This window comes from Pseudomonas sp. UYIF39 (genome assembly GCF_029963765.1).
In the GTDB taxonomy this organism is placed as follows: domain Bacteria; phylum Pseudomonadota; class Gammaproteobacteria; order Pseudomonadales; family Pseudomonadaceae; genus Aquipseudomonas.
Map to the genome: position 1 here is coordinate 1 of NZ_JALBYU010000035.1, position 22,392 is coordinate 22,392.

Genomic DNA, 22,392 nt, shown 5'->3' on the forward strand with positions numbered 1-22,392 from the left:
GACTGCCACCGATGTCAGCCAGGCGATTTGCAGCATCCGCAACGAAAAGCTTCCGACCCCCTTTCTGTGACTGTCAGACTGCTATCGCGAGCAAGCTCGCTCCCACATTTTTTTGTGTGATGCCTGATAACCCTATCCACACACTAATCCCCTTATGCGATCACCCCAGGTTATCGGCGGATACGCATAAGTGATTATCCGCACCCCCCGGGCGCTGGCTAAAGTCGCTCCATCCGACAACTACAAAAAGCCGGCAGCGCAAGGAACTGTATTCATGAAAATCAAAGCAATCCGTACCCGCGTTTTCGAGTGGAAAGGCAAAGTCGTTCCCCCTCAAGCGCACTTCTGCACCAACGCCAGCGACATCCTGTTCGAGCGCGGCGACGCCATGGGCTCGTTCCGTTTCCACGGCTGGCTGGTGGTGGAAGTCGAGACCGATACTGGTCTTGTCGGCATCGGTAACTGCGCCCTGGCACCGCGTGTGGCCAAGGAAATCATCGACACCTACTTGGCGCCGATCGCGATTGGCGAAGATCCGTTCGACAACGAATACATCTGGCAGAAGATGTACCGCCAGAGCCACGCCTGGGGCCGTAAAGGCATCGGCATGGCGGCGATCTCGGCGATCGACATCGCCATCTGGGACATCATGGGCAAAGCGGTGAACAAGCCGGTGTTCAAACTGCTCGGCGGCCGCACCAAGGAAAAGATCTGGACCTACGCCTCCAAGCTCTACGCCAACGACAACCTCGACCTGTTCCTCGAAGAAGCCCAGGGTTATCTGAACCAGGGGTTCACCGCGCTGAAAATGCGTTTCGGCTACGGTCCGAAAGACGGCCCGGCAGGCATGCGCAAGAACATCGAACAAGTGCGCGCACTGCGTAACCTGGCCGGCCCCGACATCGACATCATGCTCGAATGCTACATGGGCTGGACCCTGGAATACGCCCGCCGCATGTTGCCCAAACTCGCCGAGTTCGAACCGCGCTGGCTCGAAGAACCGGTAATCGCCGACGACATCGAAGGCTACATCGAGCTGAAAAAAATGGGGATCATGCCGATCTCCGGCGGCGAGCATGAGTTCACCTCTTACGGCTTCAAAGACCTGCTGGAACGCCGCGCTGTCGACGTGATCCAGTACGACACCAACCGCGTCGGCGGCATCACCGCTGCGCGCAAGATCAACGCCATGGCCGAGGCCTGGTCGGTGCCGGTGATCCCGCACGCCGGGCAGATGCACAACTACCACCTGACCATGTCCACCACCGCCTCGCCGATGGCCGAGTTCTTCCCGGTGTTCGACGTCGAAGTCGGCAACGAACTCTTTTACTACGTGTTCAAGGGCGAGCCGCAACCGGTCAACGGCTACATCCAGCTCGATGACAACAAACCGGGTCTGGGCCTGGAAATCTCCGATGAGTACCTGAGCGACTTCAACATCATCGAGTGACCCTGTGGTGCCACAAATCCACGACTTTCTGGAGGGCCGACATGCGCCTGATTCAATTCGAAAACACTGCGGGTGAACGCCAGGTCGGCCTCGTCGACGGGGCCCAGGTTCAGGTGTTGCGCGACACCCGCAGCACCCGCGAGCTGGCGCTCGCGGCGATTCGCGCCCAACGCAGCCTGCAAGAAGAAGTCGCCCAGCGCGGCACAGAGCCGGGTCCGGACTACGCGCAACTATTGCAGCAAGGCAACGTACTGCCGCCACTGGACCACGAAGACCCGGCCCATTGCCTGATCAGCGGCACCGGCCTCACTCATTTGGGCAGCGCCTCGGCACGGGACAAAATGCACCAGCAGGACGGTGCGGTCGAAGCCGGCATGACCGACACCATGCGCATTTTCAAATGGGGCCTGGAGGGTGGAAAACCGGCGGCCGGGCAGGTCGGTGCACAACCGGAATGGTTCTACAAAGGTGACGGCAGCATCGTCGTGCGCCCCGGCGCGGACTTCCCGGTGCCGCCGTTTGCCGAAGACGCCGGTGAAGAACCGGAGCTGACGGGCCTGTATGTGATCGGCGACGACGGCCAGCCGTATCGCGTCGGTTATGCCTTGGGCAACGAGTTCTCCGACCATCTGATGGAGCGACGTAATTACCTGTACCTCGCGCATTCGAAACTGCGTTTCTGCGCCTACGGTCCAGAGCTGCGCGTCGGTGAATTGCCCAAGCATCTGGCCGGTACCAGCCGGATCAAACGCAACGGCGAAACGATCTGGGAAAAAGAGTTTCTCAGCGGCGAAGACAACATGTGCCACAGCCTCGCCAATCTTGAATTCCACCACTTCAAATACGCGCAGTTTTTGCGCCCCGGTGATGTCCACGTGCATTACTTCGGCACGGCCACGCTGTCGTTTGCCGACGGGGTGAAAACCCAGCCGGGGGATCGTTTTCAGATCAGCCTCGATGAGTTCGGCGCACCGCTGGAAAACGGTATCGGCGAAAGCGCCCAGCCACTGCCAATCGGTCAGGTGCGTGCGCTTTAAGTCTTCAATAGGAAAACCCTCATGACATTGCCACTTGGACACAACTACATCGGCGGTCGCCGCAGTGCCAACGGCACGTTGCAACTGCAAAGCCTCGACGCGAGCACGGGAGAGCCGCTACCCGGCACTTTCTTCCAGGCCACTGAGGCCGAAGTGGATACTGCCGCGAAATCCGCAGCCGCTGCATACCCGATCTACCGCAACCTGAGCGCGGAAAAACGCGCGACATTCCTCGACGCCATTGCCGATGAAATCGATGCATTGGGCGATGACTTCGTCGCCATCGTGTGCCGCGAAACCGCGTTGCCGGCGGGGCGTATCCAGGGTGAACGCGCACGCACCAGCGGGCAGATGCGCTTGTTTGCCAAGGTGCTGCGTCGCGGCGATTTCTACGGTGCGCGGATTGATCGGGCGCTGCCGGATCGCCAGCCGTTGCCGCGTCCGGATCTGCGTCAGTACCGAATCGCCCTCGGGCCGGTGGCGGTGTTCGGCGCCAGTAACTTTCCGTTGGCGTTTTCCACGGCCGGTGGTGATACCGCCTCGGCGCTGGCCGCCGGTTGCCCGGTGGTGTTCAAAGCTCACAGCGGGCACATGGCAACCGCCGAATGGGTGGCGGACGCTATCATCCGCGCCGCCGAGCGCACCGAGATGCCGGTCGGCGTGTTCAATATGATCTACGGCGGGGGCGTCGGCGAATGGCTGGTCAAGCACCCGGCGATTCAAGCGGTGGGTTTCACCGGTTCGCTCAAGGGCGGCAATGCCCTGAGCCACATGGCCGCGACCCGGCCGCAGCCGATTCCGGTGTTTGCCGAGATGTCGAGTATCAATCCGGTGTTCCTGCTGCCCGAAGCGCTCAAGGTGCGCGGCGAGCAGATCGCTGTGCAACTGGCCGGATCGGTGACATTAGGTTGTGGGCAGTTTTGCACCAATCCGGGATTGGTCATCGGTTTGCGCTCGCCGCAGTTCAGCCTGTTTCTGGAAACGTTTTGCGCCAGCATGAACCAGCAACCGGCGCAAACCATGCTCAACGCTGGCGCATTGGCGAGTTACAGCAAAGGTCTGGGCGAGCTGCACGAGCATCCGGGATTGACGCATCTGGCAGGCAAGCCGCAACAGGGCAATCAGGCTCAACCGCAAGTGTTCAAGGCTGATGTCAGCCTGCTGCTCACGGGCGATGAACTGCTTCAGGAAGAAGTTTTCGGGCCGACCACTATCGTCATCGAAGTCGAAGATCGGGCTCAGCTGACGGCAGCGTTGAATGGCCTGCGAGGGCAATTGACGGCAACGTTGATTGGCGAAGCCGAGGAATTGCTGGAGTACCGCTGGCTCGCGGAGGCGCTGCAGGAAAAGGTTGGGCGGATTTTGCTCAATGGTTATCCGACGGGGGTCGAGGTCTGCGAGGCGATGGTGCATGGCGGGCCATGCCCGGCAACTTCAGATTCGCGGGGTACGTCGGTTGGCACGCTGGCGATCGATCGATTCCTGCGGCCAGTGTGCTTCCAGAATTACCCGGATGCGTTGTTGCCCGAGGCGTTGCAGAATGCCAATCCGCTGGGGATTCGGCGGTTGGTGGATGGCGAGGTGAGTCAGTCAGCTTTGTAGCGTCTGAACAATCGCTTTCGCGAGCAAGCTCGCTCCCACATTGAATCTGCGCAACGAAAAATATCCAATGTGGGAGCGAGCTTGCTCGCGATGGCGGCATCAGGCTCACTACAAATTATTTGGCAGCCACCACTGCCGCCTTCACCACCGCCGACTTCAACACCAACCACAACGCCGCCGCAATCAACACCCCGCCATAGATGTGCGCCATCGACAACGGCTCATCCAGCAACAACGCCCCCCACAACACTCCGAACGGCGGGATCAGGAAGGTCGTGGTCATCGACTTGACCGGCCCGACCGAGCTGAGCAGACGGAAGTAAATAATGTACGCCAAGGCTGTACACACCAGTCCCAACCCCAGCAACGACAACCAGACACTCCAGCCGCCCCAGCTCTCCGGTGGCTGGCTGATTACGCTGTAACCGAACAGCGGCAACAGAAACAACGTCGCCCCCAGCATGCTGCCCACCGCCGATAGACGGCTGTCGAGACCACCGGCCTGATCAAGCCAGCGGCGTGCGAGGAATCCGGCGAAACCGTAGCAGGTCGTGGCGAGCAGGCAGGCGAGGGCGCCCATCAGCAGTTCCATGTCGAACGCCACCGGACCAGCACGGGTCAGGATGCCCACGCCAAGCAGCCCGAGGAACACGCCGCCAAGCTTGGCGGCGGTGAGCTTTTCATGGAAGAACAGACCGCCGATCAGCACGCCCATCAGTGGCGTGGTGGCGTTGAAAATCGCCGAGTAACCGGCTGGCAGCACTTGCGCGGCTACCGAATAGAGGGTCGCCGGAATCCCGGAGTTGATCACCCCGAGCAGCATCACGGTTTTGAGTTTTCCTTTGAAATCCCAGCTGATGCGCATCAGACCGAGGATGACCAGCAGGCCGACCGCGGCAATCGATACGCGGAAAAAAGCAGTGGGGATTGTGCCAATCACCGGGGCAATGATGCGCATGAATAGAAAGCTCGCGCCCCAAATGGCGGCAAGCGACAACAAACGCAGAGTATCGACGGGGTTCACAGCGCTTTCCTTCCTTGATTGGCGCGCAAGTGTCGCGCCAGTCAGGACGCAAGGCAATGGTTGCGTTGCGTAACAAAGGGCCACTAAGCTCATGCCCCACGATAAGCATCAGCCGCCGAGGTTTTACCTATGCCGCAGCAATGGCCAGCCGCCGACATCGCCCGAATGATCCTCGATGGCTTTGACGATTACCGCGAGCATTTCCGCCAGATCACCGACGGCGCCCGGGCCCGTTTCGAGCAGGCCAAGTGGCAGGAGACGCAAACGGCGTCGGCCGCGCGGATCAATCTCTACGAAGAAAAAGTCAGCGAAACGGTGGTACGGCTGCGCATCGCTTTCGACGCCGACACGCTGGATGTCAGCTGCTGGCCGCTGGTCAAAAGCGCTTACATCACGCTGATCGACCTGCGCTTCGACGATGAACTGTCCGAAACCTGGTACAACTCGATCTTCTGCGGGCTGTTCAGCCATGACCTGATCAGCGACGGCTGCATGTTCATCCACACCACCCGGCCGAGCCTGCGTCGCGCCCGCGCCGCGCAAACCCGCACGTACAAGCCCCAGGGGCAGTTGTCCGGGATGCTGGCGAGCATTTTTGCCGACTACCGCTTCAGCGAGGATTACGCCAACCTGGCGGGCGACCTGTCTCGCCTCGAAGGGCAATTGCGCGAGCACCTGCCCGACTGGGTCTGCAAGGACCCGGAATTGAGCGTCGAACTGTTTTCCTCGGTGCTTTACCGCAACAAAGGCGCGTACCTGGTCGGGCGCATCTACACCCAGGACGAACAATGGCCGCTGGTGATTCCGCTGCTGCACCGCGAAGGTCGCGGTATTCAGATCGATGCGCTGATCACCGATGAAGCGGACGTGTCGATCATCTTCTCGTTCACCCGTTCGTATTTCATGGTCGACGTGCCGGTACCGGCGGAGTTCATTGGTTTCCTCAAGCGCATCTTGCCGGGCAAGCACATCGCCGAGCTGTACACCTCGATCGGCTTTTACAAACACGGAAAATCCGAGTTCTATCGGGCGCTGATCAATCACCTGGCCAACACCGACGACCAGTTCATCATGGCCCCGGGCGTGCGCGGCATGGTGATGAGCGTGTTTACCCTGCCGGGCTTCAACACCGTATTCAAAATCATCAAGGACCGCTTCTCGCCTTCAAAGAACGTCGACCGCGCCACGGTGATCGAGAAGTACCGTCTGGTGAAAAGCGTTGACCGGGTCGGGCGCCTGGCCGACACCCAGGAATTTGCCGACTTTCGCTTCCCGTTGAGCAAGTTCGCCCCGGCCTGTCTGGAGGAATTGCTTGAAGTGGCAGCGTCCACCGTGTCGGTAGAGGGCGACACCGTGCTGATCCGCCACTGCTGGACCGAGCGGCGGATGACGCCGTTGAACCTGTATCTGGAGAACGCCAACGACTCTCAGGTTCGCGAGGCGCTGGAAGATTACGGGTTGGCGATCAAGCAACTGGCGGCGGCGAACATCTTTCCCGGCGACATGCTGCTGAAGAATTTTGGCGTCACTCGTCACGGGCGGGTGGTGTTTTATGACTATGACGAGATCTGCTTCCTGACCGAGGCCAACTTCCGGCATATCCCGCAACCGCGGACGCCGGAAGACGAAATGGCGTCGGAGCCTTGGTATTCGATTGGACCGCTGGATGTGTTTCCTGAAGAGTTTCCGCCGTTTTTGTTTGCCGATTCCGGGCAAAGGAAGTTGTTTGATCAGTTGCATGGTGAGCTTTACAACGCCGATTACTGGAAAAGCCTTCAGGAAGCCATTCGCGCCGGGAAGGTCATCGACGTGTTCCCGTATCGGCGCAAGGGCCTCGATAACGAGTAACCGTTTCGCACGATTTATGTAGCAGCTGTCGAGCCCCAGCGAGGCTGCGTCCGAGGCCAACGCAGCCTCGCTGGGGCTCGACAGCTGCTACAAGGGATCTCGTTCGTCCTTTAAATCTGCGACAATCCGCCCCCTGCGCCACTAGACGACTTATTGCGTACCTGATGACTGACGAATCGCCTTCCATCGACAAACTGCTGAAAAACCTCGATCACGCCATGCTCGCCGACCGCCACCGGCTGCGGCGGCAGTTGCTTGAGCTGCGCAAAAAACCTGACGAGGCCAAGCTGGCCCAATGGGTAACGCGCACGCAGGCGTCCTGTGATCAGGTGGTGGCGCGGCGGGCCAGCCTGCCGGTGATTCGTTACGACGACAGCTTGCCGATCGCCGCCAAACGCGACGAAATCAAAGCCGCGCTGCTCAAGCATCAGGTGCTGATCATTGCCGGTGAAACCGGTTCGGGTAAAACCACCCAGTTGCCGAAGATCTGCCTGGAAATCGGTCGCGGCCAGCATGGCCTGATCGGCCACACCCAGCCGCGTCGAATCGCCGCCCGCAGCGTGGCCAGCCGCGTCGCCGAAGAATTGGCCACGCCGCTGGGTGCGCTGGTCGGCTATCAGGTGCGGTTCGAGGATCAGAGCGATTCCAACACCCTGATCAAGCTGATGACCGACGGCATCCTGCTGGCGGAAACCCAGAACGACCGCTACCTCGAACGCTACGACACGATCATCGTCGACGAAGCCCACGAACGCAGCCTCAACATCGACTTCCTGCTGGGGTACCTGAAAACCCTGCTGCCGCGTCGCCCGGACCTGAAAGTCATCATCACCTCGGCGACCATCGACCTGGAGCGGTTCTCCAAACACTTCGACGATGCGCCGATTGTCGAAGTCTCCGGCCGCACCTTCCCCGTGGAAACCTGGTATCGCCCGCTGACCCTGGAGCAGGACGAGGAGGGCAACCGCGTCGAAGACGACTTGACCGTGGATCAGGCGATTCTCGCCACCCTCGACGAAATCGCCGCGTTCGAACGCAGCGAGCGCAAAAGCCCCGGCGACGTGCTGGTGTTCCTGCCCGGCGAGCGCGAGATTCGCGACGCGGCGGACATGCTGCGCAAGGCCCAGCTCAAGCACACCGAGATTCTGCCGCTCTACGCACGACTGTCGCCGGCCGAACAGCAGCGGATTTTCCAGTCGCACTCAGGGCGGCGCGTGGTGCTGGCGACCAACGTCGCGGAAACCTCGCTGACGGTGCCGGGCATTCGTTATGTGATTGACAGCGGCACCGCGCGCATCAGCCGTTACAGCTACCGCGCCAAGGTCCAGCGCTTGCCCATCGAAGCCATTTCCCAGGCCAGCGCCAACCAGCGTAAAGGTCGCTGCGGACGGGTCGAGCCGGGCATTTGCATCCGCCTCTATGGCGAAGAAGATTTCATTGGCCGACCGGAATTTACCGACCCGGAAATTCTGCGGACCAACCTCGCGGCGGTGATTTTGCAGATGCTGCATCTGCGCCTAGGCGAGATCACCGATTTCCCGTTTATCGAGCCGCCGGATGGCAAAGCCATCAGCGACGGTTTTAACCTGCTGCAAGAACTCTCGGCGGTCGACCGCAACAGCCAGCTGACGCCACTCGGTCGCCAGTTGGCGCGCTTGCCAGTGGACCCGCGCATGGGCCGCATGCTGCTGGAAGCGGCGAAACTCGGCAGCTTGCAGGAAGTGCTGATCGTCGCCAGCGCCATGTCGATTCAGGACCCGCGCGAGCGTCCGCCGGAACGCCAGCAAGCGGCTGATCAGGCTCACGCGCAATGGAAAGACGTGGATTCGGATTTCGCCGGGCTGGTCAATCTATGGCGTGGTTTCGAAGAACAGCGCCAGGCGTTGACGGCGAGTCCGTTGCGCAACTGGTGCCGCAAGAACTTCCTCAACTACTTGCGCTTGCGCGAGTGGCGCGACTCCCATCGCCAACTGAGCCTGATCTGCCGCGACATGCAGCTCAGCCTCAATAAAGAGCCGGCGGATTACCCGAAACTGCACAAAGCCGTGCTCTCGGGGCTGCTCAGCCAGATTGGCCAGAAAACCGAAGACGGCGACTACCTCGGCGCCCGTCAGCGGCGCTTCTGGATTCACCCGTCATCCGGGTTGGGCAAAAAACGCCCGCAATGGCTGATGGCCGCCGAACTGGTGGAAACCACCAAGCTCTACGCGCGCATGGTCGCCAAGATCGACGCCGACTGGATCGAGCCGTTAGCCGGGCACCTGATCAAGAAAAACCACTTCGAACCCCATTGGGAGAAGAAGCGCGGTCAAGTCGTGGCATTCGAGCAGATCACTTTGTTCGGGCTGATCGTGGTCGGTCGCCGGCCGGTGCATTACGGGCCGATCGATCCGGTGGTGTCTCGTGAGTTCTTCATTCGTGATGGCCTGGTGCGTGGCGAGATTCAGTCCAAGGCCAAGTGCCTGACGGCCAATGCGCAACTGCTGGAACAGCTCGACGAACTGGAAGCCAAGGCTCGCCGTCGCGACATTCTGGCCGACGAAGAGACCCTGTTCGCCTTCTACGACGCGCGCCTGCCGGCAGAGATTCACCAGACCGCGACGTTCGACAGCTGGTACCGGGTCAACAGCCAGAAAGACCCGCAGCTGCTGATCATGCGCGAAGAAGACGTGCTGGCCCGCGAGGCCAGTGAAGTCACCGCCCTGCATTATCCGGACACCTTGCACATCGGCGATCTGGAGTTGGCGCTCAGTTACCACTTCGAACCGAACCATCCACGCGACGGTGTAACCCTGCGAGTGCCGGCACCGTTGTTGCCGATGCTGCCGCCGGAGCGTCTGGAATGGCTGGTGCCGGGCGTCATCGAGGCCAAGTGCATCGCGCTGGTGCGCAACCTGCCCAAAGCGCTGCGCAAGAATTTCGTACCGGTGCCGGACTTCGTCAAAGCCGCATTGCAGCGCATGACCTTCGCCGAGGGCTCGTTGCCGCAAGCGTTGGGCCGTGAACTGTTGCGCATGACCGGTGCGCGGGTCAGCGATGAAGCCTGGGCCGAAGCGTCGCAGCAGGTCGACAGTCATTTGCGGATGAACCTGGAAATCGTCGACGGCCAGGGTAAGTTCCTTGGCGAAGGGCGTGATTTGGCGGAACTGACCGCACGCTTTGCCGAAGCCAGTCAGGCCGCTTTGGCGGTGCCGCAAACCGCGAAAAACCAGCAACCGGTGGAGCCGAAAGTGTTTGCCGCCGTCGCCGAGAAAACCCAGCAGAAAATCGCCGGGCTCTCGATGACGGTGTATCCGGCGCTGGTGGAAGAGAGCGGCACGGTCAAGGAAGGACGTTTCTCGACGCCGGCCGAGGCCGAGTTTCAACATCGCCGCGCCTTGCAGCGTTTGCTGATGCAGCAACTGGCCGAACCGGCGAAGTTCCTGCGCAGCAAGTTGCCGGGGCTGACCGAATTGGGCCTGATGTACCGCGACATGGGGCGCATCGACAGTCTGGTCGAAGACATCCTGCTGGCCAGCCTCGACAGTTGCATTCTCGACGGCGAAGACCCGCTGCCACGGGATGGCGCCGGGTTGGCATCGCTGGCCGAACGCAAGCGCGGTGGCTGGACCGAGCACGCCGAGCGTCTGGCGAAGCTGACGCTGGAGATTCTCAAGCTCTGGCACGGCCTGCAAAAACGCTTCAAGGGCAAGATCGACCTGGCGCAAGCCGTGGCGTTGAACGACATCAAGCAGCAGCTCAGTCATCTGGTGTATCCGGGCTTCGTCCGGGAAACCCCGATGCAGTGGCTCAAGGAGCTGCCGCGTTATCTGAAAGCGGTCGAGCAGCGCTTCGAGAAAATCGGCGCTCAGGTGCAGAGGGATCGGGTCTGGAGCGGCGAATTGTCTGGCCTGTGGACGCAATATCAAACCCGCGCCAACAAACATGCCCAGGAAGGCAAACGCGATCCGCAGCTGGAACTCTATCGCTGGTGGCTGGAGGAATACCGGGTTTCCCTGTTCGCCCAGCAATTGGGGACCAAGGTGCCGATCTCGGATAAGCGCTTGAACAAGCAATGGACACTCGTGGAGCCGTAGTCTTCGATCTCGCAAAAGGGGCCAAACCCCAGTGTTTATGGCAAACTTCGCGCCTATAAACGCCGGCCCCTCGGTTTTGAGCCTTCACAGGCCTGGGCGGATCGGAATAAAGCGATGCCAGGTTTGCTTCCCCCTGACGGGAGCAGATCCTTTTGTGTGTTGGTACGTCGGTACCAATACTTTCTGCCTGAACAGATAGAGAAACGACCATGCATAACGTCGTCATCAGCGGCACCGGCCTGTACACCCCGGCCAACAGCATCTCCAACGAAGAGCTGGTGCAGTCTTTCAACGCTTACGTCGCGCAATTCAACGCCGACAATGCCGACGCCATCGCGCGCGGCGAAATCGAAGCGTTGACCGAGTCCAGCGCGGCGTTTATCGAAAAGGCGTCTGGCATCAAAAGCCGCTTTGTCATGGACAAGGAAGGCATCCTCGACCCGCAACGCATGGCGCCACGCCTGCCGGAACGCTCGAATGACGAGTGGTCGGTGCTTTGCCAAATGGCCATCGGCGCCGCCGAGCAAGCCTTGCAGCGTGCCGGCAAGACCGCCGCAGACATCGACGGCGTGATCGTCGCCTGCTCCAACCTGCAACGGGCCTATCCGGCCATCGCCATCGAAGTCCAGGAAGCCTTGGGCATCCAGGGTTTCGGTTTCGACATGAACGTCGCCTGCTCCTCGGCGACCTTCGGCATTCAGGCTGCAACCAACAGCGTGCAACTGGGCCAGGCCCGGGCGATCCTGATGGTCAACCCGGAAGTCTGCACCGGGCACCTGAACTTCCGCGACCGTGACAGCCACTTCATCTTCGGCGACGCCGCGACTGCGGTGATCATCGAACGTGCTGACCTGGCAACGTCCAAGTACCAGTTCGACATCGTCAGCACCAAGCTGCTGACCAAGTTCTCCAACAACATCCGCAACAACTTCGGCTTCCTCAACCGCGCGGCGGAAGAGGGCATCGGTGCCAAGGACAAACTGTTCGTGCAGGAAGGCCGCAAGGTGTTCCGCGATGTCTGCCCGATGGTCGCCGAGCTGATCGCTACGCACCTGGAAGAGAACACGCTCAACATCAGCGACGTGAAACGCTTCTGGCTGCACCAGGCCAACCTCAGCATGAACCACCTGATCGTCAAGAAGCTGCTGGGCCGCGAAGCCACCGAAGAAGAAGCCCCGGTGATTCTCGACACCTACGCCAACACCAGCTCCGCCGGTTCCGTGATTGCGTTTCACAAGAACCAGGACGATCTGGCCGCCGGTTCGCTGGCAGTGCTCAGCTCGTTCGGTGCCGGTTACTCGATTGGCAGCGTGATTCTGCGCAAGCGCTGAGTTCGCCTTTGTTTGCGCCAACAAAAAAAACTCGCGCTGCAGTATCGGACGGATGATGGGGACCGATACCACAACGCGAGTTTGTAAAAGCGCCTCGAGCTTCCTTGCTCGAGTCGTGTAGCTGGGGAATCAGAACTTCGCTTCGGCATCCAGTTGCAGGGTGTTGATGTCGGAGTCTTTCTTGTTGATGCTGGCGTTGGTTTGGTCAGATGTAGCCATGAAGTACGTCGCGCCGAGGTTGAAGTTCTTGTCCAACTCGTAGCTCACTTTCAACTTGCTGCCGCGCGAACCGGTGAAACCGTTGGCAAAGTCGGAGTCGGTGAAGGCGCCGACCACCGCGTTACGCTGTACATCGCGGTAGTTGTAGTCCACTGCGAAGCCGTAGAGCTTGGTCTTGACGCCGGTCAACCAACCAGTGTCCTGATCGTTGCTCGCGTCTTTGTTGTTGACGTACTGACCGTACAACGAGAGCGGTACTGGCAGGTTGCTGAAGTCGAGCTGACCAAAGCCTTCGTACAGTTTGAAGGTTTCGTTCGGGCTGTTGCCGTTGACGGCCAGTGCGCATGGCGCGGTGACGGTGCCGGTGGTAGGGCAGGCGCTGTTCTTGTCGTTGTCGTACGAGTAGATACTGCCGCCCAAGGTCATTTTCATGCTGTCGGTGATGGCGAAGCGCGCACCCAACTGGCCAGCGTACAGACGCAAGTCGTGTTTGAACTGCACACCCTCGCCGTCGACGTTGTCCTTGAGGGTGTAGTGACCGGCGCTACCGAACAGCTCGGTGCTGCCGCCCAGCGGGTATTTGTAAGTCGCGGCCAGGCCTTCCGGGTTGATGTCGCTATCCCAGATGATGTCGCCCATGCTCACCCATTGTTGCGGCATCTTGCCGCCGACGAGGTGCAGGTTCTTGATCGCGTCGGGGTGGTAGTCGACGTAGCCCTGGTCCAGCCAGATCGACTTCTTGTCGAAGTAGTTGTTCAGGTCCTGGTTGGTGGAGCGAGCGTCGTCGTTGCTGCCGGTGGCGATACGGATACCGGTGTCGACTTGCGGGTTGATTTCGCTGTAGGCACCCAGGCGGGCACGAATGCGCTGACGATCCTGGTCTTTGTTGTTTGGAACGCCGTCGTTGTGGACTGTTTCCTCACGGAAACGCACGTCACCCTTGAATTGGGTCTTGGCTGCCCATGCCAGTTTCTGGTCGAAGGTACTCAGTTCATTGGTTTTCTTCGCGGTCGCTGCGATCTGTTCGTTGGTCTCTTGTTGAGCCTGACGAGCAATTTGCTGGTCCTTCTGATCCCTGGTCAGCTCGGCTTGCAGTTCGCTGTACTGCGCGTTGGTAATCGAGCCGTTTGCCTTGAGCATGTCGAGCAGTTTGGCGTCGACTGCAGCGCTGGCCGGAACGCTCATGGCCAGCAACAGCCCGCCACACAGGGCTGCCGCAGTTTTCGTGGAAGCAAGACGCATATCAATCTCCGAAGATGTAATGGGATGACTGAGCCATCCAGGACACAACCGACCGTTGGCGGACGGAAAACAGTGACCAGGTTTAGAACCCGGCGCTCTAAAAACAGGCGCCAGTATCGCGATGGTTTATGACAGAGCAGTGGCAATGTGATGGCGTCTCGATGACGATACAAATATGGCGTAAAGCCTTATCCAGAGCCCTGTCGGCGGATTGCTCGTGTGGATTTTTTGGCGATGGGCGATACTCGCCAGGCTTTCACGCAAAGAAGTAGGGAAGAACCAATGCCGCTGCTACGTCTGGAAAGTCTGTCCGAAATCGCGTCGCAGACGTGGGATGCCCTGGTGCCCGAGAATCAGCCCTTTCTGCGCCACGCCTTTCTCAGCGCGCTGGAAGACAGCGGCAGCGTCGGTCCTCATTCCGGCTGGCGACCCGAGCATTTGTTGCACATCGAAGGCGATCGCCTGATTGCCGCGCTGCCCAGTTACCGCAAATGGCATTCCTATGGCGAGTACGTGTTCGATCACGCCTGGGCTGATGCGTGTGAGCGTGCTGGTATCGACTATTACCCCAAGCTGCTGACGGCTGTGCCGTTCAGTCCGGTCAGTGGCCCGCGTTTGCTGGCGGCCACGCTCGAGGACGGTTTCGAGCTGTTGAAAAGCCTGCCGGGCTACCTTGAGATCGAAGAACTCTCCAGTGCCCACATCAACTTCACCGACCCGTTCACTGACGCAGCCTTGGCCGAGCAGCCAGGCTGGTTGCAGCGAATCGGCTGTCAGTACCACTGGCAGAATCGTGGCTATCGGGATTTTCAGGACTTCCTCGACGTCCTCAGTTCGCGCAAGCGCAAGCAGATGCGCAAGGAACGTGAACAAGTGGCGGGGCAGGGCATTGATTTCGAATGGCTTGAAGGTAGGCAGCTCGATCAGGCACAGTGGGATTTTGTCTATGCCTGCTACGCCAATACCTACGCAGTGCGTCGGCAAGCGCCGTATCTGACGCGGGAGTTTTTCAGTTTGCTGGCCGAGCGCATGCCAGAGTCGATTCGTGTGGTGTTGGCCAAGCAAGGCTCACGGCCCGTGGCCATGGCCTTCAGTCTGGTGGGCGGCGACAGCTTTTATGGTCGTTACTGGGGCTGTCTGGCGGAGTTCGACCGTCTGCATTTCGAGACCTGTTTCTACCAGGGCATGGACTACGCGATTGCCAATGGCATCCAGCGTTTCGATGCCGGTGCCCAGGGCGAGCACAAGTTGATTCGCGGGTTCGAACCTGTGATCACTCATTCATGGCACTACTTGCGTCATCCCGGCCTGAAAGCCGCCGTCAAAGACTTCCTGCAGCAAGAGCGCGTTGGCGTGCTGGCGTATGCCGAGGAAGCGAGGACGGCCTTGCCTTACCGGCAAGACTGAAGGGGGCAGGATCGATTCAATCGATCCCGACAAACCCACCCGTCTGGTGCTGCCACAACCGCGCATACAACCCGCCATGGGCCAGCAGTTCGGCGTGGCTACCGGTTTCGGCGATCTTGCCTTTTTCCAGGACCACCAGCCGGTCCATGCGGGCGATGGTCGAGAGCCGGTGAGCGATGGCGATCACGGTTTTGCCCTGCATCAGTGTTTCCAGGCTTTCCTGGATCGCCGCTTCGACTTCCGAGTCCAGCGCCGAGGTGGCCTCGTCCATGATCAGGATCGGCGCGTCCTTGAGCAGCACGCGAGCAATCGCAATCCGTTGACGCTGACCGCCGGAGAGTTTCACCCCGCGTTCACCGACGTGGGCATCAAACCCGGTGCGACCTTCGGAGTCCGACAACAATGGGATGAACTCGTCGGCGCGGGCCTTGTGCACCGCTTCCCAGAGTTCGGCGTCGGTGGCGTCGGGTTTGCCGTACAGCAAATTGTCGCGGATCGAGCGATGCAGCAGGGACGTGTCCTGGGTGATCATGCCAATGCGCTCGCGCAGGCTTTCCTGGGCGACTTCGGCGATGTTCTGGCCGTCGATGAGGATGCGCCCGCCTTCCACGTCATAGAGGCGCAGCAGCAGATTGACCAGTGTTGACTTGCCGGCACCGGACGGGCCGATCAGGCCGATTTTCTCGCCGGGCTTGATGGTCAGGTTGAGGTCGCCAATGATCCCGCTCTTCTTGCCGTAGTGGAAATCCACGTGCTCGAAACGCACTTCGCCACGGGTGACCGCCAGCGGCTTGGCCTGCTCTCGATCGGTGACGCTGACCGGTTGAGAAATGGTCTGCAAACCGTCCTGAACCATGCCGATGTTTTCGAAAATGCCGGTGACCACCCACATGATCCAGCCGGACATGTTGACGATGCGGATCACCAGGCCGGTGGCCAGGGCAATCGCGCCTACGGTGATCAGCGACTGCGTCCACAACCACAGGGCCAGGCCGGTGGTGCCGACGATCAGCAAGCCGTTCATGCTGGTGATGACCACGTCCATGCTGGTGACCACCCGGCCGGCCAGTTGGGCTTTTTCGGTTTGTTCCTTGATCGCTTCGCGAGCGTATTGCTGCTCAAAGTTGGTGTGGGCGAACAGCTTCAGGGTAGTGATGTTGGTATAGCCATCGACAATTCGCCCCATGAGTTTGGAGCGCGCATCGGAGGACACGACCGAACGTTCCTTGACCCGTGGCACGAAGTAGTAAAGGGCACTGATGAAGGCGACGATCCAGGTCAGTAGCGGGATCATCAGGCGCCAGTCGGCTTCGGCGAACAGCACCAGCGAACTGATCGCGTAGATCAGCACGTGCCACAGCGCGTCAACCGCTTGCACGGCCGAATCGCGCAGCGAGTTGCCGGTCTGCATGATGCGTTGGGCGATGCGCCCGGCGAAGTCGTTCTGGAAAAAATTCAGGCTCTGTTTGAGCACGTAACTGTGGTTCTGCCAGCGGATCAGGCTGGTCATGCTGGGACTCAGTGTCTGGTGCACCAGCAGGTCATGCAGGCCAACAAAAATCGGCCGAAAAACCAGGGCTACCACCGCCATCCAGGCCAGCTCGATGCCATGTTCCTTGAAGAAATCGACGTTGGGCGTGCCTTGGGTCAGGTCGATGATGCGACTCAGGTAACTGAACAGCGCCACTTCGATCAGCGCACCGATCAGACCGACGAAGAGCAGGACGGCGAAACTCGGCCAGACCTGCTTCAGATAATAGGTATAAAAAGGGAGAACCCGATCCGGCGGAGCGGCCGTCGGGGCATCGCGGAAAATGTCGATCAGTTTCTCGAAACGGCGATAAAGCATCGGTTCTCCGCCCGCGCACGGGCTCTCCTTTGAACAGTGTAAGCGGCGCACTCCGGCAGCCGCTCAAGACTTCCTGCGTAGCTTAGTCGATGACTTTGGCCGACTTGATGAACACAGGGTCGGCTGGCACATCTTTCATACCGCCGCGCATGGTGGTTGGCGAGTTGACGATGACGTCTATCACGTCCATGCCTTTGACGACTTTACCGAACACCGCATAGCCGTCACCGCTGTCGAGGAAGTCATTGTCTTTGACGTTCACGAAAAACTGGCTAGTGGCCGAATCAGGATTAGAGGTGCGGGCCATGGACAGCGTGCCACGGACGTTATGCAGACCGTTTTTGGACTCGTTCTTGATCGGTGCCTTGGTTTCTTTCTGCTGCATTTGTTGAGTGAAACCGCCGCCCTGGACCATGAAGCCCGGAATTACGCGGTGAAAAATCGTGTTGTTGTAGAAGCCGCTGTTGACGTACTCAAGGAAGTTCTTGGTACTGATCGGCGCCTTGACCGGGTCCAGTTCGATTTCGATCTGGCCGTTGGTGGTTTCCAGCAGCACGTGCGGCGCCTTGGCGGGCGTTGCGGCCATCAGGTTGGCGGCAAACAGAACGGAGCCAGCGACGAGGGCGATTTTTTTCAGCATGGGTCAGTGATCCTGAGTGAGGTGGTGTCGACTGCGGTGAGAAACTCGAGCAGCGTTTGGTTGAACATTTCGGGTTGATCCAGCGGGGTGGCGTGGCGCGAATCGGCGATCACCACCAGCCGCGCATCGGGCAGCAGTTTTACGTAGGTCTCTTTCAGCGAGACCGGTGTGTAGTCACGGTCGGCGCTGACGATGAGCGTTGGACAGGAGACCCTCGAAAGTCGTTCCTGAACCCCCCAGCCAACAATTGCATCGAAGCTGGCGAGATAAGCATGTTTGTCGTTTTTTGCCCAGCGCTCGGCCATTTTTTGTCGCAGGTCAGCCTGTTCGGGTTTGGGGAACAGCTTGCCGCCCAGGGCCGTGCCGATGGCGCCCAGACTGAGGACGCGCATCAGGCTCCAGCGCTTGAACCACTGCCAGTAATCGTCGCGGCTGCGCAGTTTGACCTCGGGCGCGCTGTTGACGATGCACAGGCTTTTGAGCAATTGCGGCTGGTCCACGGCCAGTTGAAAACCGATCATCCCGCCCATGGAAAGTCCCACATAATGTGTCGGGCCGAGGTTCAGGTGTTCAATAAGCGCGACCAGGTCGGCACTGAACCCGGCGATGCTGTAGCGCTCGCGGGGTTTGTCCGAGCGACCGTGGCCTCGCACATCCGGGACGATCACCCGGTAGCGGGCCGACAGCGCCGGGATCTGCTTTTCCCAGTCCAGGGTGCTGGAGCCCAGCCCGTGGACCAGCAGCAACGGCGTGCCGTGGCCATATTCCTCATAGTGCAGGTTGCAACCTTCATGTTCGAAATAGGCCATGCGTACACTCCGTGTCAGGCTTGTTCAGGGGCGGCGAAAGGTGCATCCAGCGGTGCAGTGTCGAAAGTGCGCAGCAGTTCGATGAGAATCTGCGTGGCCGGACCCAAGGGTTTGTCCTTGTTCGAGTACAGGTAGAAGCTCGGATTGCGGCTGCCACCCTGGTCCAACGGTAGCAGCTTGAGCAGGCCTTCCTTGATTTCTCGTTCGATCATGTGCCGAGGCAACCAGGCGAAACCCAGACCGCTGCTGACAAAAGTCGCCGCGGTGGCCAGGCTGCCGACGGTCCAGCGCTGTTCCGCGCCTAGCCAGCCGACGTCCCGTGGCTGCTGGCGGCCGGAGTCGCGGATGACCACTTGCAGCTGGCTTTCCAGGTCCTGGAAATTCAGCTCGCGATTGAGGCGATGCAAGGGATGCTCGGGATGGGCGACCGCGACGAATTCGACGTCGCTCAATTCCGCGCCCAGATAACCCGGGATGCTGAAACCACTGATGGCCAGATCGGCCACGCCTTCGAGCAGCACCTCCTCAACGCCTGACAACACTTCTTCACGCAGACGCACCCGGCAGCCACGGCTCTGCGGCATGAACGCGGTCAAGGCGCGGACAAGGCGGGCGCTCGGGTAAGCGGCGTCGACCACCAGCCGCACTTCCGCTTCCCAGCCTTGTTCCATGTGATGGGCCAGGTCTTCCAGCTGACTGGCCTGTTTCACCAGTTGCCGCGAGCGGCGCAACAACACGCCACCGGCCTCGGTCAGCACCGCCTTGCGGCCGTCGATGCGCAACAGCGGCACGCCGAGCTGGTCCTGCATGCGCGCCACGGTGTAGCTCACCGATGATTGCGAGCGGTGCAGCGCTTCGGCGGCCTGGGCGAAACCACCGTGGTCGACCACGGCCTGTAACGTTCGCCATTGATCAAGGGTCACGCGGGGCGCTTTCATGAATAGCTCCTCTTGTCCTAAGCTGGCAGCCCATATTGGAGACTGCTGAATGAAAAAGCTTTGTTGTGTGGTATCGGGTTGTTTACTGCTGGCGATGCTGCCGCTGACGGCATTTGCCTATCCGATCGACGTTGAAAAACAGCTGAACGGCTTGAGCATCGACTACAACGCGTATGACACGGATAACGACATTGCTTCAATTCAGGTGAACAACTACGGCACCACCGATGCGGCCTGTAAGGTAGTTTTCAACAATGGCCCGGAAGCGCCACGCACCCGCAACATCGAAGTGGCCGCTGGTAAACACAAAAATGCCACCGCCAAGTTCAACCGAAGCATCATCAAGATGCGTATCAAACTGACCTGCACCCCCAAATGACCTCAAGCGGAGCACGCCCGCCAAGCATGCTCTGCTTATAAACGAATTTATTGATGGTTTATAGCAGTTATTTGCGCTTTTCCATCGATTTAACTCTGTTTAACCTTCACTCCATCGCCTTACAGCATTCTCAGATGGAGCCTACAAGCCATGTCCCGTGTTCTGATCATCGAAAGCAGCGCCCGTCAGCAAGATTCGGTTTCCCGTCAGCTGACCCAGACCTTCATCCGCCAGTGGCAAACCGCGCACCCGAACGACCAAATCACCGTTCGTGACCTGGCCGTCAATCCGGTGCCGCACCTGGACATCAACCTGCTGGGCGGCTGGATGAAACCTGCCGAGCAGCGCAACGACATCGAACAGGTTTCCCTGGAACGCTCCAACCAGCTGACCGACGAATTGTTGGCTGCCGATGTACTGGTCATGGCCGCGCCGATGTACAACTTCGCCATCCCGAGCACCCTCAAAGCCTGGCTCGACCATGTGCTGCGTGCCGGCGTGACTTTCAAGTACACCGACACCGGCCCGCAAGGCTTGCTCAGCGGCAAGCGTGCCTACGTGCTGACCGCCCGCGGCGGGATTTACGCCGGCAGCACCGCGGATCACCAGGAACCGTACCTGCGTCAGGTCATGGGCTTCATCGGGATTCACGACGTAACGTTCATTCACGCCGAAGGCATGAACCTGGGCGGTGACTTCCAGGAGAAAGGCCTGAGCCAGGCCAACGCCAAGCTTTCTCAGGTCGCCTAGGGCTTTAATCGCCAGATAATCCCTTGATGTTCAAGTGACCTGGCGCAACCCCTTCAAGGCTTTACGCGCATCGAACCTCCCTTTGCACTTGTTGCTCCTGAGTGCTGTAGCCCGATTGAACGCTTTAGCGAGATCGGGCTTTTTTTTGCCTGCGATTTGATGGGCGGGCATAAAACCATGTGAGCGAGCTTGCTCGCGATGGCTGAGTGTCAGTCGACATCAACGTATCTGACACACCGCTATCGCGAGCAAGCTCGCTCCCACAGGGATTTGTGTTGCCTGACGGTTCGCGATAACGGGCAAAAAACGCTATCGTCGCCGCCATTCGAAACGAGGCGAGCATGGGCTATCTACTTTTTGTCACGCTGATTCAGGCGTTTTCCTTCAGCTTGATCGGCGAATACCTGGCTGGTCATGTCGACAGTTATTTTGCGGTGCTGGTGCGAGTGGTGCTGGCGGGGCTGGTGTTCATTCCGTTGACCCGCTGGCGTTCGGTCGAGCCGGCGTTCATGCGCGGCATGTTGCTGATCGGCGCGTTGCAGTTCGGCGTGACCTACGTCTGCCTGTACCTGAGCTTTCGGGTGCTGACGGTGCCGGAAGTGCTGCTGTTCACCATTCTCACGCCGCTGCACGTGACCCTGATTGAAGATGCGCTGAACCGGCGCTTCAATCCGTGGGCATTGGTCGCGGCCCTGGTGGCGGTGATGGGTGCGGCGGTGATTCGCTACGACCGGATCAACCCCGATTTCTTCATGGGCTTCCTGCTGCTGCAACTGGCCAACTTCACCTACGCCGCCGGGCAAGTGCTCTATAAGCATCTGGTGGCCCGCCATCCGAGCGATTTGCCGCATTACCGGCGCTTTGGCTACTTCTACCTGGGGGCATTGGCGGTGGCGTTGCCGGCGTTTCTGCTGTTCGGCAAACAGAACTTCCTGCCCGAAGCGCCTCTGCAGTGGGGCGTACTGGTGTTCCTCGGCCTGGTCTCGACTGCGCTCGGGTTGTACTGGTGGAACAAAGGCGCGTGCCTGGTGAACGGCGGGACGCTTGCGGTGATGAATAACCTGCATGTGCCGGTGGGGTTGTTGATCAATTTGCTGATCTGGAATCAGCATGAAGCGCTGGGGCGGTTGTTCCTGGGCGGGTCGGTGATTCTGATGGCGGTGTGGATCAGTCGGTTGGGTGTCAGGCGAGAAGTGCTGCCGTTGCAGGGACGGCCATGACGGACCTGATCACCGCCATCGAGCAGATCTACAAGCCCGCAGGCATGACATTAACGGATGAAGCTCGGCGCGAGGAGGAGAGTGCCGACTACGGCGCCTGCCGCTTTGGCCTCAATGGCCAGGCGATGGTCTTCCGCGTAGCGAAAACCACGCCGACCAAAATTGGTCAATTCGTCACGCTCTGGAAGCGGCCAACGCCTGCCAGCGAGATTGCACCGCTCGACACCGGCGATGGCGTCGCCTTTGTGGTGGTGAGCGTTGCTGATGAAACCCATCGCGGGCACTTTGTGTTTGACCAGAAGGTACTCGCCGCCAAGGGTGTCATGTCGATTGATGGCGAAGGTGGCAAGCGCGCGATTCGTGTCTATCCGCCATGGTCCAGACCCGTCGCCAAACAAGCGATGAAGACGCAGCAATGGCAGCTCAAATATTTTCTTGCGCTTGACCAAAGCGGTAATGCCGATCCCGTTCAGGTGCGCCGGCTCTTCGGGCGCTAAGCCCCTGTTGGGAGCGAGCTTGCTCGCGATGGCGGTGTGACAGGCAACATAGAGTCTCCCACAGGGGGGCATTG

At 59.8% G+C, this 22,392-nt stretch carries 17 protein-coding genes; 11 read left to right on the plus strand and 6 right to left on the minus strand.

From position 1 onward, the window contains the following. Positions 1–274 precede the first annotated feature (274 nt). Genes MO767_RS28525 through MO767_RS28535 form a run of 3 tightly spaced genes read left to right on the plus strand, consistent with a single transcriptional unit; the run spans position 275 to position 4,089 of the window. On the plus strand, positions 275–1,450 hold the full coding sequence (locus MO767_RS28525) for an L-rhamnonate dehydratase (RefSeq protein WP_140677315.1): 1,176 nt from the start codon (positions 275–277) through the stop codon (positions 1,448–1,450). Between the two features lie 41 nt (positions 1,451–1,491). Next, positions 1,492–2,487 (plus strand): AraD1 family protein, encoded by a 996-nt coding sequence (gene araD1, locus MO767_RS28530; protein WP_282483241.1) that lies wholly within the window; start codon positions 1,492–1,494, stop codon positions 2,485–2,487. Between the two features lie 21 nt (positions 2,488–2,508). Beyond that, the gene (locus tag MO767_RS28535; protein WP_282483242.1) at positions 2,509–4,089 is read left to right on the plus strand and encodes an aldehyde dehydrogenase (NADP(+)); all 1,581 of its coding nucleotides are present in this window, start codon (positions 2,509–2,511) and stop codon (positions 4,087–4,089) included. 115 nt (positions 4,090–4,204) lie between these two features. Here the strand turns inward: MO767_RS28535 and MO767_RS28540 are convergent, their stop codons facing one another. Further along, positions 4,205–5,113: a DMT family transporter gene (locus MO767_RS28540; RefSeq protein WP_282483243.1), complete on the minus strand. Its 909-nt coding sequence runs from the start codon at positions 5,111–5,113 to the stop codon at positions 4,205–4,207. Positions 5,114–5,242: 129 nt separating this feature from the next. Between MO767_RS28540 and aceK the strand changes: the two genes are divergently transcribed. From aceK to MO767_RS28555, 3 genes are all read left to right on the plus strand, one after another. After that, positions 5,243–6,961: a bifunctional isocitrate dehydrogenase kinase/phosphatase gene (gene aceK / locus MO767_RS28545; protein WP_282483244.1), complete on the plus strand. Its 1,719-nt coding sequence runs from the start codon at positions 5,243–5,245 to the stop codon at positions 6,959–6,961. 164 nt (positions 6,962–7,125) lie between these two features. Next, positions 7,126–11,037, plus strand: coding sequence for an ATP-dependent RNA helicase HrpA (gene hrpA, locus MO767_RS28550; protein ID WP_282483245.1), 3,912 nt, complete (start codon positions 7,126–7,128; stop codon positions 11,035–11,037). 209 nt (positions 11,038–11,246) lie between these two features. Further along, positions 11,247–12,368 carry a beta-ketoacyl-ACP synthase III gene (locus tag MO767_RS28555; RefSeq protein ID WP_282483246.1) on the plus strand — a complete coding sequence of 374 codons (1,122 nt, stop codon included), beginning with the start codon at positions 11,247–11,249 and terminating at the stop codon, positions 12,366–12,368. A 129-nt stretch (positions 12,369–12,497) separates the two neighbouring features. On the opposite strand, the gene MO767_RS28560 is transcribed toward MO767_RS28555, so the two are convergent. Continuing rightward, positions 12,498–13,829 carry a putative porin gene (locus MO767_RS28560; protein ID WP_282483247.1) on the minus strand — a complete coding sequence of 444 codons (1,332 nt, stop codon included), beginning with the start codon at positions 13,827–13,829 and terminating at the stop codon, positions 12,498–12,500. A 282-nt stretch (positions 13,830–14,111) separates the two neighbouring features. On the opposite strand from MO767_RS28560, the gene MO767_RS28565 reads away from it, so the two are divergent. Next, positions 14,112–15,236, plus strand: a complete 1,125-nt coding sequence (locus MO767_RS28565; protein WP_282483248.1) for a GNAT family N-acetyltransferase — start codon at positions 14,112–14,114, stop codon at positions 15,234–15,236. A gap of 16 nt (positions 15,237–15,252) precedes the next feature. Here the strand turns inward: MO767_RS28565 and MO767_RS28570 are convergent, their stop codons facing one another. The 4 genes from MO767_RS28570 to MO767_RS28585 form a co-directional block, all read right to left on the minus strand. Next, positions 15,253–17,085: an ABC transporter ATP-binding protein gene (locus MO767_RS28570; protein ID WP_282483249.1), complete on the minus strand. Its 1,833-nt coding sequence runs from the start codon at positions 17,083–17,085 to the stop codon at positions 15,253–15,255. Positions 17,086–17,167: 82 nt separating this feature from the next. Then, positions 17,168–17,725: a peptidylprolyl isomerase gene (locus tag MO767_RS28575; protein WP_282483250.1), complete on the minus strand. Its 558-nt coding sequence runs from the start codon at positions 17,723–17,725 to the stop codon at positions 17,168–17,170. Further along, the gene (locus MO767_RS28580; RefSeq protein WP_282483251.1) at positions 17,719–18,534 is read right to left on the minus strand and encodes an alpha/beta hydrolase; all 816 of its coding nucleotides are present in this window, start codon (positions 18,532–18,534) and stop codon (positions 17,719–17,721) included. Before MO767_RS28580 ends, MO767_RS28575 begins: the two co-directional genes overlap by 7 nt. Positions 18,535–18,548: 14 nt before the next feature. Beyond that, positions 18,549–19,472 (minus strand): LysR family transcriptional regulator, encoded by a 924-nt coding sequence (locus tag MO767_RS28585; RefSeq protein WP_074874335.1) that lies wholly within the window; start codon positions 19,470–19,472, stop codon positions 18,549–18,551. Between the two features lie 49 nt (positions 19,473–19,521). On the opposite strand from MO767_RS28585, the gene MO767_RS28590 reads away from it, so the two are divergent. The 4 genes from MO767_RS28590 to MO767_RS28605 all read left to right on the plus strand — a co-directional run bounded on the left by MO767_RS28590 (position 19,522) and on the right by MO767_RS28605 (position 22,318). After that, positions 19,522–19,851 (plus strand): 3-phosphoglycerate kinase, encoded by a 330-nt coding sequence (locus MO767_RS28590; protein ID WP_282483252.1) that lies wholly within the window; start codon positions 19,522–19,524, stop codon positions 19,849–19,851. A gap of 150 nt (positions 19,852–20,001) precedes the next feature. Further along, the gene (locus MO767_RS28595; protein ID WP_282483253.1) at positions 20,002–20,601 is read left to right on the plus strand and encodes an FMN-dependent NADH-azoreductase; all 600 of its coding nucleotides are present in this window, start codon (positions 20,002–20,004) and stop codon (positions 20,599–20,601) included. Positions 20,602–20,942: 341 nt separating this feature from the next. Then, positions 20,943–21,821: a carboxylate/amino acid/amine transporter gene (locus MO767_RS28600; protein ID WP_282483254.1), complete on the plus strand. Its 879-nt coding sequence runs from the start codon at positions 20,943–20,945 to the stop codon at positions 21,819–21,821. Next, entirely contained in the window at positions 21,818–22,318 is a 501-nt protein-coding gene (locus MO767_RS28605) for a MepB family protein (RefSeq protein ID WP_282483255.1), read from the plus strand. The genes MO767_RS28600 and MO767_RS28605 overlap by 4 nt, the downstream gene beginning before the upstream one ends. Positions 22,319–22,392 lie beyond the last annotated feature (74 nt).

What these genes read in the sequence shown, in the direction of transcription:
- MO767_RS28525 (WP_140677315.1), top strand. Translation starts at nt 275, where the DNA reads ATGAAAATCAAAGCAATCCGTACCCGCGTTTTCGAGTGGAAAGGCAAA.
- araD1 (WP_282483241.1), top strand. Translation starts at nt 1,492, where the DNA reads ATGCGCCTGATTCAATTCGAAAACACTGCGGGTGAACGCCAGGTCGGC.
- MO767_RS28535 (WP_282483242.1), top strand. Translation starts at nt 2,509, where the DNA reads ATGACATTGCCACTTGGACACAACTACATCGGCGGTCGCCGCAGTGCC.
- aceK (WP_282483244.1), top strand. Translation starts at nt 5,243, where the DNA reads ATGCCGCAGCAATGGCCAGCCGCCGACATCGCCCGAATGATCCTCGAT.
- hrpA (WP_282483245.1), top strand. Translation starts at nt 7,126, where the DNA reads ATGACTGACGAATCGCCTTCCATCGACAAACTGCTGAAAAACCTCGAT.
- MO767_RS28555 (WP_282483246.1), top strand. Translation starts at nt 11,247, where the DNA reads ATGCATAACGTCGTCATCAGCGGCACCGGCCTGTACACCCCGGCCAAC.
- MO767_RS28560 (WP_282483247.1), bottom strand. Translation starts at nt 13,829, where the DNA reads ATGCGTCTTGCTTCCACGAAAACTGCGGCAGCCCTGTGTGGCGGGCTG.
- MO767_RS28565 (WP_282483248.1), top strand. Translation starts at nt 14,112, where the DNA reads ATGCCGCTGCTACGTCTGGAAAGTCTGTCCGAAATCGCGTCGCAGACG.
- MO767_RS28570 (WP_282483249.1), bottom strand. Translation starts at nt 17,085, where the DNA reads ATGCTTTATCGCCGTTTCGAGAAACTGATCGACATTTTCCGCGATGCC.
- MO767_RS28575 (WP_282483250.1), bottom strand. Translation starts at nt 17,725, where the DNA reads ATGCTGAAAAAAATCGCCCTCGTCGCTGGCTCCGTTCTGTTTGCCGCC.
- MO767_RS28580 (WP_282483251.1), bottom strand. Translation starts at nt 18,534, where the DNA reads ATGGCCTATTTCGAACATGAAGGTTGCAACCTGCACTATGAGGAATAT.
- MO767_RS28585 (WP_074874335.1), bottom strand. Translation starts at nt 19,472, where the DNA reads ATGAAAGCGCCCCGCGTGACCCTTGATCAATGGCGAACGTTACAGGCC.
- MO767_RS28590 (WP_282483252.1), top strand. Translation starts at nt 19,522, where the DNA reads ATGAAAAAGCTTTGTTGTGTGGTATCGGGTTGTTTACTGCTGGCGATG.
- MO767_RS28595 (WP_282483253.1), top strand. Translation starts at nt 20,002, where the DNA reads ATGTCCCGTGTTCTGATCATCGAAAGCAGCGCCCGTCAGCAAGATTCG.
- MO767_RS28600 (WP_282483254.1), top strand. Translation starts at nt 20,943, where the DNA reads ATGGGCTATCTACTTTTTGTCACGCTGATTCAGGCGTTTTCCTTCAGC.
- MO767_RS28605 (WP_282483255.1), top strand. Translation starts at nt 21,818, where the DNA reads ATGACGGACCTGATCACCGCCATCGAGCAGATCTACAAGCCCGCAGGC.